We start from the raw sequence: 13,268 nt of genomic DNA, 5'->3' as shown, positions 1-13,268 counted from the left end.
GCGTCCGCCCTAAAGGACTAGTAACCGAATTCTTCCCAATACCCAATTTCGATCAAGCAGTTTTCCCATCCTGCTGAGATCTGAGTTGTGTTTCTGGCTGACTTGAGCCAGTAGGCAAAGCCCCATGTCCAGATCCCGAAGCTCCATTGGGAGAATCTGGAGGGTTTGAGTCTCCCGATCGCTTACGAGAAAATATAGCCTGAGCCAAGCTTTTAACCAGAATGTACAGAATTGGTACTAAAAATAGACTCAAAAACGTCGAAAGCAGCAGCCCCCCAAAAAGTGCTGTCCCCAGAGACCAACGGCTGCTTGCTCCAGCCCCTTCAGAGATTACCAAAGGCAAAAATCCTAACAGTGCTGCAAAGGAAGTCATCAGAATGGGTCGCAAGCGTTCTTCCCCAGCTTTCACCGCCGCTCGTGTGTAGCTCATGCCTTGCTCATGCAGTTGATTGGCAAATTCCACAACTAAAATCGCATTCTTCGCGGCTAGACCAATTAGAGTCACCAAACCCACCTGGCAATAGATATCATCCACCACTTTTGGGAAAAGGCTACCTGCCATGAAAACATTGGAGCGCAACCAAATCGCTGTCATTGCTCCCAAAATTGCTAAGGGAACCGTCAGCAAAATGATTATCGGGTCAATGTAGCTTTCATACTGAGCCGCCAGCACTAGAAAGACAATAACGATCGCTAAACCAAAAATCAGACCTGTAGCTCCTCCAGAAGTTTTCTCTTGTAGATAAGTCCCTGTCCATTCATAACCAAACCCTTGGGGCAAGACCTCTGCTGCCACTTCCTCCATCGCTTTAATTGCCTGTCCAGAGCTAGCGCCTGGAGCAGGAGCGCCTTGGATCTTGATTGACCTGTACAAGTTATAATGCGGGATAGTTTTCGGCCCCACAAAGGGGGTAATTGTAACCAGATTGCTCAACGGAATCATCACTCCACTTGCAGAGCGAACATACAGCTTGCCAATATCATCAGGATTAGAGCGAAACACCCCATCTGCCTGAACATATACCCGGTATTGTCGCTGTCCCTGCACAAAATTATTTACATATTGCGAACCTAAATAACTTTGCAACGCCCCAAAGACATCATTAATATCGACGTTGAGAGCTTTGGCTTGGTTGCGGTTCACCTGGATGTCAAACTGGGGAGTATTTGCGGTGAACTGAGTGAAGACTCGTTGTAGAACAGGTTTTTTATTTGCTGCTGCAATAAACTTTTGAGCATTTTCGACTAGGGTGTCAATCGAAGCACTCCCGGTTCGGTCTTGAATAATAAACTCAAAACCACCTGTAGTACTCAATCCTCGAACCGGAGGGGCATTTGCCGCGATCGCTCGAGCTTCTGTAATTGCAGAAAGCTTTTTGTTCAAGTTCTGAAGTATTCCATAGACAGACTGAGATTCTTTAGTTCTCTGTTTCCAAGGTTTGAGGTTAACAAATGCAATCCCCAGATTGGAAGCATTGCCGTCAAAACCAAAGCCACTAATGGCAAAAGCCGATCTGGTCTCTGGAATGGCGATGATTTCTTTGGCAACCTTTTCCATAACAGATTCGGTATACTTCAAAGAAACTCCGTCGGGAGCTTGGACGATCGCAAAGAAATAACCCTGATCTTCCTCTGGAATAAACCCGGTAGGCACGGCTCTGTACATCAAAACCGTTGCCACTAAACCAGTAATAAAAACCCCAACCACAATTGGTTTTACATGGGTGAGGAAGCTCACAAAACCGACATATCGGCGCGTGAACCAGGCAAATCCCCGATTAAAAAGTCTAAAGAACCAGCTTAAAGGGCCTCGTGCCATCCCAGGTGGGCGCATGAGGATAGCTGCCATACTCGGAGAGAATGTTAAGGCATTGAAGGCTGAGATCCCGATGGAGAAAGCAAGGGTTAAGGCAAATTGTTTGTAGACAATACCAGTGGTGCCCGGAATGAATGCGACTGGAATGAATACCGCCATGAGTACGAGCGCCGTGGCAATGACTGCCCCAGTCAACTCCTTCATCGCCTCAACAGCTGCCTCAAAGGGTCTCATTCCCTGCTCCAGCTTGACGGCAACTGCTTCCACGACAATGATCGCATCATCGACAACTATACCGATCGCCAGCACGAAACCAAACAATGTCAGTGTATTAATCTGAAATCCTAAAACTAATAGAGCCGCACATGTCCCAATCAGAGAAACCGGAATAGCGACTGTGGGAATAATCGTCGTGCGCCAGTCTTGCAAAAAGATAAAAATGACTAAAACCACTAGGACAATAGCCTCAGCCAAGGTGTGCAAGACTTCTTCCAGGGAAATCTCTACAAATGGAGTAGTGTCAAATATTAACTTTACTTGTAATCCTGGTGGAAAACTCTTCTCTAAAGCTTTCACCTGCTCTTCGACAGCATGAGCAACTTGCAAGGCATTACTGCCTGGAAGTTGATATATTCCTAAACCCACGGCTGGTTTGGGATTACTCCCTGCGAAAGCGAATTTGGCATCAGAGAGATAGTTCTCCGCACCCAGTTCAACCCGACCCACATCTCTAACCTTAACTAAGGTAACATTAGGGTCATTAGTGCTACTGCCAGTTTGACCTACCTTTAGCACCATGTTCTCAAATTCAGACACGTCTTTGAACCGACTGCTTGCCCGTAAAGCAAATTCAAAGCTCTGATTATCTGGTGCTGGTTCCTTACCAATTGCACCTGCACCTACCTGAATATTCTGTTCTTGAAGGGCAGTAGTTACATCTTGAGGAGTCAGCTGATGTTGGGCAAGCTTATTGGGATCGAGCCAGAGACGCATTGCATATTTGCGCTCCCCAAAAATTCTGACGCTTCCTACACCAGGAACCCGTTTGATCTGATCGAGAATATACAGATCGATATAGTTACTAATAAAAATATTGTCATACTCATTATTCTCTGGGTAGAATCCATAGGCAACAAGGAGACTACTCGATGCAGTTTCAACGGTGACACCCGTTCGTTGAACAGTATCTGGTAATTGAGGCTCAGCTAAGGCTTGTTTATTTTGAACGTTGACTTGAGCAATATCTCCATTGACATTAGTTGGAAAAGAGACAGTTATATTACTGGAGCCATCATTACCTGTGTTAGAGGATATGTAAGACACACCTTTAACACCATTAATTTGTCGTTCAATAATGTTGGTGACAGTGTTTTCCGTTGTTTGAGCATCTGCACCAATATTATTGGAACTAACGGTAATTTGCACTGGGGCGAGGTCTGGTAGCTGAGAAATAGGCAGCAGAGGAATACAGATACTTCCCAGCAGCAAAATGATGAGTGTACAGACAGTCGTCAAAACTGGCCGTCTGATGAAAGTATTGACAAACATAAGCCAGAGATTGGGGATTGAGGATTAGGCATTGGGGATTGGAAGTTTGGAGGCAGGGGGAGCAGGGAACTAGGGAAGAATTTATTTCAAGTTCCGCCCCTCTGGCCCTACGCCTTTTGTTCTCCTCAGTATCTAGTCCCCAGAATACCCTTTATTGCTCATTTCCAGTTTGTATCGCAGACTATCATCAAAGTCCAAGACCTGCTGCTATAACCAGATAGAATAGATTAAAATAACCAAACAGCATGGATGCTGACTTGCGCTTACTTCGTTACTTTGTCGCTGTGGCTGAAGAGTTAAACTTCACCCGTGCTGCTGAACGATTATATATTTCTCAACCAGCATTATCTAAGCAAATTCGCCAACTAGAGCGCGAATTGGGCATTGAACTCTTGCGACGCAATAGTCGCGATGTCAAACTTACCGCCGCTGGCGCAGCACTTTTGCCTCTAGCCCAGCAGCTTCTTCAGGACTGGCAATTTACCCTATTGGCAGTGCGAGAAGTAGCGGCAAGTCAAATGCAAACATTGCGCGTTGGTTTCATTTCCAGTATTGGTAGTGAATTAACGAAATCTATCCTGACACGGTTTCAAGCACTACGACAAGGTTGGAAAGTAACGATACGTTTCTTCGAGTTATCAGATCCAACTGCTGGATTACTCTCTGGCAATACCGACGTTGCCCTATTACGTTTGCCAGTACCCAAACAAGAAAAACTATCTACTGAAATTCTACTAGTCGAACCAAGATGGGTTGCTTTATCCTGCGATCATCCACTGGCCCAGCGCGAAGTTTTACAGATGGCAGATCTGATTAATGAACCGTTTATTACAGTGCCTGCGGAAACCGGGATATGGCGAGATCACTGGCTGGCAACGGACGAGCGTGGCGGTCATCCAATCATCATTGGTGCAGAAGTAAACAATACAAATGAAGCAATGGAAGCAGTAATTAATGGTCAAGGAGTAGCTCTAGTCTCAGAAAGCACGACAAAGGCTTATACCTTGTCTGGGCAAACTTTCCGCCCAGTAAAGGATGTCAGCCCCAGCGTGCTTGCTGTGGCATGGCGACGAGATTCTTTAAATAGCGTAGTTCAAGACTTTGTACAAGCTTGCGTTGAGGTAAGTAGGCCCAGTAGCTGACCAGCTTCTGGTAATGGGTCAATGTTAAGTTCAGTATGTAGCTGTAGTTCCAGTAGCCTATGGGGGTGTCGATGGTTGAGGCGATCGCAGTTTGTCCGATTGGCGGGTTTGTAAATAGCACCCCATCACCTGCAAGCATCTGTTACCCACACCCGTAAGTGATTAGTGGTCAATGAGATTAACTTGAGACTTTCATCTTTTAATTTATTAACCATAAATAATTTTAACAACTTTCTTTTATGTCTAAAATCTCATCTATCCAAACTCCCAGGACTTTAGCAATTAAACCCATTTGAAATAGACCCACTTCTTCCCCCTGTTCGACTGAGTGTAAGTATTCATCGGATACAAACCTCGCCCGGCGGTATGAAGCAAAAGATTCGTCACTCATATTCAAGGATGTTTGGCGAATTCTTAGCATTTGCAAAATTTTCTGATTAAATTTAGGTATTTCTTTCATTTGGGTTAGCTCCTACTCTAGTTTATCCAAAGTCTCTCGTTGCTCCTTACTTATTTCTGCGTCATCTCATGCTTACAAACAGTATTTAGCCACCTGAGAGTCTTAATTGAATTTGCATGTTGTTAATTTCTCTGCTCAAATTAGTTTCTACTACTTTTAATAGCTGGCTGTTGCAATATTTAACATACTTAATTAGCAATTCTACACTCTGTATTATTTATCATTCTTTTACTAAATTTTTATACAATACAGGGTGATAACCGTTTCTTTGCTGTTATCAAAAACAAACACGAATACTCTCAAGCTGAGATTCCGATTCAAACGCTTGTCTGTTAGTTTAAGGGCAGCGAACGCAATACTTGGAGTTGATTTGAGTCTTGTTGTCAACAGTAGCACATCATCAGTACACCAAAAGAACTGTCATGAGACGAAAGTACAGTTTCCGTAGATTGTGCCATTATTTTGTTTTCTGATTACGGTTTAGGGGCAAGCGCATTTTTTCTCCGGGTAAGCGGTTGCCCTTTTCATGTGTGAGATTAAGCCGCTGACTTGAAAAAGCAGGGGGAGAGAATTTATCATGCGTTATTGGTGTACATAGTTCATGATGGCTACTATGAGTCTCACTCCAAGCGATGCGATCGCTGTACTTAATACACCGCAGTTTGTTGCAAGCAGATGCGATCGCTTTGAATCAAACTCCGTCACATATTAGCGCCTTTCTTCATAATTTTTTATTTCTTCGGCAGATGAGGCTTTTTACTCTAACTCTTCGAGCGTTTGTACCACAATGATTTGAGGAGCTAAAACCAAACCTCAACTCACTAGCAGCAAGATTTTGAGGCTTCGCATAGAATTTTAGCTTAAAATAACTAAGTCAATTTTCAAACCAAGCTTAACCTCAGTAGCTAAGTTTGTACCCCGTAAAACTTACCATACTGAGAAAATCAGGCAAAAATATGGCTGCAAAAATTCCTGTTACAGTGATTACTGGCTTCTTAGGAAGTGGCAAAACTAGTCTAATTCGTCACTTACTACAAAATAACCAAGGATGCCGTATTGCTGTTTTAGTCAACGAATTTGGCGAACTCGGCATTGATGGCGAATTGTTGAAATCCTGTCAAATCTGCCCTGAAGATGAAGACGGTAAGAGTAACATTTTTGAATTAACCAATGGCTGTTTGTGCTGCACAGTCCAGGAAGAATTTTTTCCAACGATGCAAGAGTTGCTGAAGCGGCGGGATAGTATCGATTGTATTTTAATTGAAACCTCTGGTTTAGCTTTACCAAAACCACTAATTAAGGCTTTTCGCTGGCAAGAAATTCGTGCTGGTGCAACTGTAGATGCAGTGATTACCGTAGTAGATTGTGCAGCAGTAGCAGCAGGAACATTTGCTAATAACTTAGAAGCAGTAGCAGCGCAACGGCAAGCAGATGATAGCTTAGAACATGAAACACCTTTGCAAGAATTATTTGAAGACCAACTTGCTTGTGCAGACTTGGTGGTATTGAGTAAAACTGATTTGGTAGATGGTGAAACAAAAGCAAGAGTTGAGAAATTGATTCAACAAGAATTGCCCAGAGTTGTGAAGATTGTTGAGAGCGATCGCGGGACACTTGACCCATCTATCTTATTAGGATTTCAAGCCGCAGTTGAAGATAATTTAGATAGTCGTCCCAGTCATCACGACACCGAAGAAGACCACGACCACGATGAAGAAATTACCTCAACGCACCTGATTTTAGACCGTGCCTTTGACCCAGAGAAATTACAACAGCAATTGCAAACACTAGTACATCAACAAGAAATTTATCGAATTAAAGGCTTTGTAGCAGTGCCTAACAAACCCATGCGCTTAGTATTGCAAGGTGTAGGAACGCGATTTGATAAATTTTACGATCGCCCCTGGCAACCAGAAGAAGCAAGGCAAACCCGCTTAGTTTTTATTGGTCGTGATTTGAAATCCTCTGAAATAGAATCACAATTGGCAGCTTTATGAGTTAGAAGTTGAGTGTTATGAGTGATGAATAACTACTGAATTCAAAACTCATAACTCAAACATAAAAACTTAAAACTCCTGTACAGACACGATTAATCGCGTCTGTACTCCTAACTTTTAATTCGTCATTTTCCCAAACTATGTTTATCAGTGAACTGTTTAACGTTGCCAATCTTTTTGTTTTGCCTTTTTGGGCATTGATGATTCTCCTGCCAAATTGGCAAGTTACACGGCGGGTAATGGAATCTTATCTGCCTTTTGTGGTCTTAGCTGGTGCATACTTATACTTATTCATTAGCAGTATTACGCCAGAAAATGCCCAAGCTTTATCGAATCCTCAATTAGCTGATATTGCTCGATTTTTTGCTGATGAAAAAGCTGCTGCCACAGGTTGGATTCATTTTTTAGTCATGGATTTATTTGTCGGTCGCTGGATATATTGGCAAGGACAGAAAACAGGTATTTGGACAATTCACTCCCTTGCATTATGTTTGTTTGCTGGCCCCTTGGGAGTACTGTCCCACGTCTTGACTTCCTGGATTACTAAGGCATTTTTCCCTAACTTTCAGCAGCCTGAAACGGTAACGGTACCAGAAGAAGCGTAAGACCATAGGTGGAATGTTGACAAATAATTAGGGGTGCAAAGCCTTGCACCCTTAAAAAAATAGATGTTGAACTTCAGTAAAGAAAAGCTATAACAATTATGAAGCCTTAGCTTTTCTATAATTGGCATCCAACCAACAGCGTGGTAGTCCTTCTCCAGAAGGAAAAACAAGATTTTCTTTTTTAAAAGAATCAGATTCTTGTTCTTCTTGTCCTTCTTGATCTCTTGCATGAACTATATCGTTATTCGGATCGATTAATTCTTCAATATCATCAATTTTCACTAAGTCGTTAGTACCTTTGAGTTGTAAAAGCATATAATTTGCCTCAATAAGTTTACATCAAAAACTAGGACGAGCGTCATTATAAACTCGTTTATATAAAAACTAAATAATGCTGACACCAATTTAGGATAGGTAATATTGTTTGAGACTACTGGAATAGCTTTTTAGTAAAGATTTTTAATCTAAAATCCAAAATTACTATTACTTACCAGAGTGTTCAACCAGTTTCTTCAACTGCATATATGCCTCTTCTGGTGTCAACGGTTCAGATTCTTTTTCGTTAGGAATGTAATACTGTCTACCATCAGGAAAATAATGTACAACAAAACTGGGTATCAGACCTAATTGCAATGCCTTTTTACCGAGTTTTTCTGCTGTTTCTGCTAGAGTATATCCATTATGAAATTCATAAGCATCCATGCTCTTCACCTCCTAAATGAGGTTTGCCTAAAAAGCAACCTAGCGGACGATTCAGAGTGCGAAAATTATATCTCACGCTGATATTTTTCCAAGATATCTACCAAATTCACTTGACATTGCAGCGGCAGTAAATCGATTAAGGTAAGTTCGCGTCTGCCGCCGCCAATTTTAACTGGGATGGATTCTAATACTTGAATAACTCGATCTTCAGTTACATCATTGGAAGTAATTAAGGGATACAGTTGTTCGGCAACAATAGTATGCAACTTAGCATCTGATAAGTAAAGATGCCACTTGGCAATGTCTATATAAACGTTTTCGCCAATTTCAGATGCTAGGGCTTCTAGTAATTCTGTGGTGTTAGTTTTAGCCATAAAAATAACTTTACGTCCGGAAATAGGGCGAATCAGACTAATTTTTATTATCGCTTAATTAGCCAGAGTGTTTCCACTGCCAGAGGTTACAATTGCCCTAGCTTCAGCAGTCCATCTTCAGGTGGATTTCGGTGGTGTTTCGGTATAGTTGGCGATCGCAGCAATATAAATCAGATGTGCCAACAATACTACTATCCAGCTTACCGTCAACCACGGCAACCACTCCCAGGTAGTCGCTTTGAAGTTATGAACAAACCACAACCCAGAATTGATCGCCGCAGCAACTGCCACATGCACAGCAAAATTCATCCGATCGTCTAATTTGCGGAAATCTGGGTCTTTGCGATCGGGTTTGCGAGGCCAACGAGGAGGCATAAATATTTGTTACAGATTTGAGTACACCCTAATTATTCTAATACCGAGTTGCGCTCAAAGAGAGTAACTGAGGCATGAAGGACATGGGGAAAATCTTTGATAGACTCTCCACGTCTGTCATTCTCCGCGTCCCAGAGTCTTCTTCGTATAGCCCATATGAAAAACTACCAAATACAGAAAGTTGGCTCATCAACCAATTGGGTGACCTTTTAAGAACTATAAGTAAAAAATGATTCATCTGTTTGATAGAGGGAGTTAATACATTCACTGGTGAAGATGTAAATAACCTTTAGAGGTAAATGACAATGGCTAAGGCAAATCCAGTTGCAATACAAAAACACTTGAAAGGTGTTGACTATCCCGCTGATAAGCAAGAATTGATTAAACACGCTAAACAACAGGGAGCCGATCGCGAGATAATTTCCCTGTTAGAGCAATTACCAGACAACGAGCAGTTTGAAAGTCCAACCGATCTCAACAAAGCCTTAGGTGAAATAGAGTAAGTTATGGTTCTGGCGGGTAATAATCTCCTGATTTCCCGCCAGTCTTACTAACTAGTCGAATCGATTCAATTTGAATCGACTTTTCTAAGGCTTTTGCCATATCGTATAAAGTCAGCGCTGCAATAGAAACAGCAGTTAAAGCTTCCATCTCCACACCAGTTTCGGCTTTGGTTTTGACTGTGGCGCGAATTTCATAACCAGGTAGTTGAGGAGCGGGTGTAACTTCGACTGTAATTTTTTGTAGTGGTAAAGGATGACATAGGGGAATCAAAACAGCCGTTTGCTTGGCTGCCATAATTCCAGCCAATTTTGCTGTTGCCAATACATCCCCTTTAGGAGCATTACCAGCTTGGATAGCAGCGAAGGTTTCTGGTGACATCCGCACCTTGGCTGCGGCTACTGCTTGACGGATAGTTGGTGCTTTGTCAGACACATCTACCATCTGTGCTTGTCCCTGGTTATCCAGATGGCTTAAGTTGGCAGAATTAGATAGGGTATTGTCTTGCATCATTTTCTCGATATATGTTAATATGGTCTTCGGTCAAGGGCGTGTAGCTCAGTGGACTAGAGCACGTGGCTACGGACCACGGTGTCGGGGGTTCGAATCCCTCCTCGCCCGTTTTTAAGAGTTAAGAGTACAGACGCGATTAATCGCGTCTGTACAAGAGTCAGGAGTGAGGAATAAAAAGTTATACCTCATAACTTATTTAATGAGTAAGCATCTTCACCTCGACCTAGCGCAAAGCGCATGGAACTAGTGATGTTTTTGTTGGACCAGGTGAAAAAAATAATCAGACCCAGGAAAGTTAAACCAGCACTGTAGGCAAACATGCTGGGATAGCCTACTTGTTCGACAACAAAAGCCAAAATAGGAGCTGCGATCGCCAATCCGAAGTCAAATCCAGCTATACATATAGCAAAGATTTGCCCTCGTTCTTGTGGTAGCGAGCGGTCAGCCATCATAGTTGTAATCATTGAGAACAGCGTTCCCCCACCAAGCCCTTCAACTATGCCAGCTACCAAGAAAGTGCTAGTACTGTTGGCTTGCCACAGCAGCAGCAACGATAAACTGTAAGCAAGTATACCAAAGCTAATAAATAAACCCCGACCAAAGCGATCGCTGGCTCGACCTACAAATATCCTGAAACTGAAACTAGAAATTGCCGCTACGGTGAAAAATAAGCCGACATTCAAATCTACCCCAGTAGATTTGATGAATAAAGGCACAAAGGTATGTACAGCACCGACCGCCAAACCACCCAGCAACATTACTATAGCCGGGACTCTGACTCGCGGACTAACCAAAATTTGCCAAAATTTGCTGTTGTTTCTTAAGGTTTGCTGCTGTGTCTGGATTGGTGGATTAATAATTTGTATAGCTCCCAATAGCCCAATAAAAGCTAATTCTGCTGCTAATAAAAATATCATTCCGTAACCACCGCTTGTCTGTTCTAAATACCCTCCCAAGGCAGGCCCGAGTGCTAGACCAATGGGAGCTGTCAGACTCATATAACTAATGATTTCACCACGCTGTTTGAGTGGAGCTAAATCCGCTACTAAAGCACTATAGCCAGTGGTAAAAGCGGCAAGACTAATGCCGTGAAAGACACGCAATAGCATCAACAGAGGAATTGATGTGAATATCAAATAGCCAAAAGGTGCGATCGCAGCTACGATTGTGCCAATTAACAACAACAGTTTTCGACCATATCGATCTGCTAATCGTCCCAGCATCGGCCGAAATAACAACAATCCGATGCCAAAACTACCAACAACCATTCCTATTTCTTGTTTGCTGCCGCCTAAATCCTGAATGTAGAGCGGTAGAGTTGGTAATATCGAACCCAGGCTCGACCAGAATACTAAACCTGCTGTAAATAAAATCAGCAGGTTGAGCCGCAAATGCGCGTCAAAGTTATGAAAAGCTTTCAAGGTAGATGCTATGTAATGCTAAGTGTGTCTCATGAATATTGTTACCTTACTTAACATTTTTTGCTACAACCTCCCGCACGCGATAGATGGGGCGACCTTGGGATTCATGGTATGTACGCATGAGCAACTCTGCTAAAAGACCGAAGCAAAACAGTTGCACTCCAGTTACTAGCAAGAGAACTGCCAAGATTAGTAAAGGGCGATTGCCAATGTTCTCATGCCAAGCTAATTTCACGAAAGTCAGGTAAACGCCAATCAATGCCCCGGCAATTATTGAAGTTAAACCCAACAGCCCAAAAACATGCATTGGGCGTGTAAGGAACTTTTTCATAAACAAAATGGTTAACAAATCCATCAATACCCGGAACGTCCGCGACAAGCCATATTTACTCTGACCAAAACGACGGGCATGATGTCGCACAGGCATTTCGGTAATTCTTGCCCCTTCAATGTAGGCCAAAGCAGGTAAAAATCGGTGGAGTTCCCCATAAAGGTTCATATCTGCTGTTAATTCCGCACGATAGGCTTTTAACGAACAGCCATAGTCATGAATATTCACGCTAGTGGTACGCCGAATTAGCCAGTTGGCGATTTTGGAAGGAAGCAAGCGATTGAAGGCTCCATCTTGGCGTTTTTGTCGCCAACCACTCACCAAATCGTAACCCTCTTCTAGCTTGGCTAACAACATCGGGATATCAGCCGGATCGTTCTGGAGGTCAGCATCTAAAGTAACGATCGCTTTGCCTAGGGCATAATTAAACCCAGCCGCCATCGCCGCAGTTTGACCGTAATTGCGACGTAAAATCACCGCTGTTAAATCATTGCGGATTTGCGCTTGTTCTTTGAGAAATTTTGCCGAACCATCTGTGGAGCCATCATCCACACAAATGATTTCATAATTCAACTGACAAGCAGATAAAGTAGATGCGATCGCCTCCAATAAAAGCGGTAAACTTTCCACTTCATCGCGCACCGGGACTACCACCGAAACATCTGGGACAATTCCTAAAATCGCCTCATTCTCCTGATTAATTTCTCCAGAAACCAAGCCACTCCTCATAATTCCTCAGCGTCCTCAGCGTCTCTGTGGTTCGTAACTCTGAATAACTCTGCCAGCACCTCGCAGCTGCTGATAGTATGACTGACTCACTGCATCTCCCTGTTCCGAAAGAATGTCAATCCCAATACCGTCTCGTCCTTGAGCTTTCCCAGAACTATGAATGTAATGGCTATCCGCTAGATAAAGTGCCACATGGGTTGCTTTTTCAGGAGTGCCAAAAAAAACTAAATCGCCTGGTTCTAATTCAGCGATCGCAATTGCTTGAGTAAAATCTTCCTGCTGATAGGCATCTCTGGGTAGCCAAACACCCACCGAGGCAAATGCTGCCTGCATCAACCCAGAACAATCGTAATTTGGCCCCACCGTACCACCCCAAAGGTAATAGTTTGACTGTTGCATCGCTTTTTGAGTAAAGGCGATGACCTCTGGTAGTAGTTTTTTAATATCAAATTCAGAAAATAATTTAGCCTGATAAGGTACAGTAGCAGGTTGTAATAAATCCAAATTAGCAAGAGATACCCACCCTGGATAGTCATCCTCACATAAATACACCTCAACCGCTGAACCTTGATGATTTGATGTTACCCGTAAATGTCGCCCAGCAGCAGCTTGAGTTGCCAAGCGCGTACATTCAGGAGAATCATATAAGTTCAGGTCAGCGAGACACTGGTATTCTCCCAATTTTGGATTTTGGGTCGCACCTGTGGTGCGCTGGGATTGCAAATTGGATTTTGGATTAGAAGGCATTCTTTAA

14 protein-coding genes and 1 tRNA gene are annotated in these 13,268 nt (G+C 43.0%); 5 read left to right on the top strand and 10 right to left on the bottom strand.

Going from position 1 to position 13,268, the window contains the following annotated elements:
- Positions 1-52: 52 nt before the first annotated feature.
- Complete coding sequence (locus RMY31_RS36610) at positions 53-3,364, bottom strand: efflux RND transporter permease subunit (protein ID WP_322661419.1); 3,312 nt, start codon at positions 3,362-3,364, stop codon at positions 53-55.
- A gap of 245 nt (positions 3,365-3,609) precedes the next feature.
- Between RMY31_RS36610 and RMY31_RS36605 the strand changes: the two genes are divergently transcribed.
- Positions 3,610-4,506 (top strand): LysR substrate-binding domain-containing protein, encoded by an 897-nt coding sequence (locus RMY31_RS36605; protein WP_322661417.1) that lies wholly within the window; start codon positions 3,610-3,612, stop codon positions 4,504-4,506.
- Positions 4,507-4,729: 223 nt separating this feature from the next.
- On the opposite strand, the gene RMY31_RS36600 is transcribed toward RMY31_RS36605, so the two are convergent.
- Positions 4,730-4,966, bottom strand: a complete 237-nt coding sequence (locus RMY31_RS36600; protein WP_322661415.1) for a hypothetical protein — start codon at positions 4,964-4,966, stop codon at positions 4,730-4,732.
- 956 nt (positions 4,967-5,922) lie between these two features.
- Between RMY31_RS36600 and cobW the strand changes: the two genes are divergently transcribed.
- Positions 5,923-6,963, top strand: a complete 1,041-nt coding sequence (gene cobW, locus RMY31_RS36595) for a cobalamin biosynthesis protein CobW (protein ID WP_322661413.1) — start codon at positions 5,923-5,925, stop codon at positions 6,961-6,963.
- A 140-nt stretch (positions 6,964-7,103) separates the two neighbouring features.
- Positions 7,104-7,568: an ABA4-like family protein gene (locus tag RMY31_RS36590; RefSeq protein ID WP_322661411.1), complete on the top strand. Its 465-nt coding sequence runs from the start codon at positions 7,104-7,106 to the stop codon at positions 7,566-7,568.
- Positions 7,569-7,664: 96 nt separating this feature from the next.
- Here the strand turns inward: RMY31_RS36590 and RMY31_RS36585 are convergent, their stop codons facing one another.
- The 4 genes from RMY31_RS36585 to RMY31_RS36570 form a co-directional block, all read right to left on the bottom strand.
- Positions 7,665-7,883 (bottom strand): acetyltransferase, encoded by a 219-nt coding sequence (locus tag RMY31_RS36585; protein WP_322661409.1) that lies wholly within the window; start codon positions 7,881-7,883, stop codon positions 7,665-7,667.
- A gap of 168 nt (positions 7,884-8,051) precedes the next feature.
- Entirely contained in the window at positions 8,052-8,270 is a 219-nt protein-coding gene (locus RMY31_RS36580; protein ID WP_322661407.1) for a hypothetical protein, read from the bottom strand.
- Between the two features lie 65 nt (positions 8,271-8,335).
- On the bottom strand, positions 8,336-8,644 hold the full coding sequence (locus RMY31_RS36575) for a DUF3181 family protein (RefSeq protein WP_322661405.1): 309 nt from the start codon (positions 8,642-8,644) through the stop codon (positions 8,336-8,338).
- Between the two features lie 117 nt (positions 8,645-8,761).
- On the bottom strand, positions 8,762-9,019 hold the full coding sequence (locus RMY31_RS36570; protein WP_322661404.1) for a hypothetical protein: 258 nt from the start codon (positions 9,017-9,019) through the stop codon (positions 8,762-8,764).
- A gap of 305 nt (positions 9,020-9,324) precedes the next feature.
- Here RMY31_RS36570 and RMY31_RS36565 point away from each other — a divergent pair, with 305 nt between their 5' ends.
- Complete coding sequence (locus RMY31_RS36565) at positions 9,325-9,522, top strand: DUF2795 domain-containing protein (protein ID WP_322661402.1); 198 nt, start codon at positions 9,325-9,327, stop codon at positions 9,520-9,522.
- Between the two features lies 1 nt (position 9,523).
- Here the strand turns inward: RMY31_RS36565 and moaC are convergent, their stop codons facing one another.
- Positions 9,524-10,030 (bottom strand): cyclic pyranopterin monophosphate synthase MoaC, encoded by a 507-nt coding sequence (gene moaC / locus RMY31_RS36560; RefSeq protein WP_409879747.1) that lies wholly within the window; start codon positions 10,028-10,030, stop codon positions 9,524-9,526.
- A gap of 37 nt (positions 10,031-10,067) precedes the next feature.
- On the opposite strand from moaC, the gene RMY31_RS36555 reads away from it, so the two are divergent.
- Positions 10,068-10,141 (top strand) — tRNA-Arg (locus RMY31_RS36555).
- 77 nt (positions 10,142-10,218) lie between these two features.
- On the opposite strand, the gene RMY31_RS36550 is transcribed toward RMY31_RS36555, so the two are convergent.
- The 3 genes from RMY31_RS36550 to RMY31_RS36540 are packed head-to-tail and all read right to left on the bottom strand — an operon-like array spanning position 10,219 to position 13,261.
- Positions 10,219-11,454 (bottom strand): MFS transporter, encoded by a 1,236-nt coding sequence (locus RMY31_RS36550; RefSeq protein ID WP_322661398.1) that lies wholly within the window; start codon positions 11,452-11,454, stop codon positions 10,219-10,221.
- Between the two features lie 46 nt (positions 11,455-11,500).
- Positions 11,501-12,514, bottom strand: a complete 1,014-nt coding sequence (locus RMY31_RS36545; protein WP_322661397.1) for a glycosyltransferase family 2 protein — start codon at positions 12,512-12,514, stop codon at positions 11,501-11,503.
- Positions 12,515-12,529: 15 nt separating this feature from the next.
- Positions 12,530-13,261 carry a C40 family peptidase gene (locus RMY31_RS36540; RefSeq protein WP_322661395.1) on the bottom strand — a complete coding sequence of 244 codons (732 nt, stop codon included), beginning with the start codon at positions 13,259-13,261 and terminating at the stop codon, positions 12,530-12,532.
- Positions 13,262-13,268: the final 7 nt, after the last annotated feature.

The organism is Dendronalium sp. ChiSLP03b, assembly GCF_034531165.2.
Classification (GTDB): Bacteria; Cyanobacteriota; Cyanobacteriia; order Cyanobacteriales; family Nostocaceae; genus Dendronalium; species Dendronalium minutum.
Note: the sequence above shows the minus strand (reverse complement) of the source record. Positions and strands in the feature narration are given on the sequence as shown.

Bases quoted from the DNA above. Each gene is read 5' to 3' on its own strand.
- RMY31_RS36610 (WP_322661419.1), bottom strand. From the start codon at position 3,364: ATGTTTGTCAATACTTTCATCAGACGGCCAGTTTTGACGACTGTCTGT.
- RMY31_RS36605 (WP_322661417.1), top strand. From the start codon at position 3,610: ATGGATGCTGACTTGCGCTTACTTCGTTACTTTGTCGCTGTGGCTGAA.
- RMY31_RS36600 (WP_322661415.1), bottom strand. From the start codon at position 4,966: ATGAAAGAAATACCTAAATTTAATCAGAAAATTTTGCAAATGCTAAGA.
- cobW (WP_322661413.1), top strand. From the start codon at position 5,923: ATGGCTGCAAAAATTCCTGTTACAGTGATTACTGGCTTCTTAGGAAGT.
- RMY31_RS36590 (WP_322661411.1), top strand. From the start codon at position 7,104: ATGTTTATCAGTGAACTGTTTAACGTTGCCAATCTTTTTGTTTTGCCT.
- RMY31_RS36585 (WP_322661409.1), bottom strand. From the start codon at position 7,883: ATGCTTTTACAACTCAAAGGTACTAACGACTTAGTGAAAATTGATGAT.
- RMY31_RS36580 (WP_322661407.1), bottom strand. From the start codon at position 8,270: ATGGATGCTTATGAATTTCATAATGGATATACTCTAGCAGAAACAGCA.
- RMY31_RS36575 (WP_322661405.1), bottom strand. From the start codon at position 8,644: ATGGCTAAAACTAACACCACAGAATTACTAGAAGCCCTAGCATCTGAA.
- RMY31_RS36570 (WP_322661404.1), bottom strand. From the start codon at position 9,019: ATGCCTCCTCGTTGGCCTCGCAAACCCGATCGCAAAGACCCAGATTTC.
- RMY31_RS36565 (WP_322661402.1), top strand. From the start codon at position 9,325: ATGGCTAAGGCAAATCCAGTTGCAATACAAAAACACTTGAAAGGTGTT.
- moaC (WP_409879747.1), bottom strand. From the start codon at position 10,030: ATGCAAGACAATACCCTATCTAATTCTGCCAACTTAAGCCATCTGGAT.
- RMY31_RS36545 (WP_322661397.1), bottom strand. From the start codon at position 12,514: ATGAGGAGTGGCTTGGTTTCTGGAGAAATTAATCAGGAGAATGAGGCG.
- RMY31_RS36540 (WP_322661395.1), bottom strand. From the start codon at position 13,261: ATGCCTTCTAATCCAAAATCCAATTTGCAATCCCAGCGCACCACAGGT.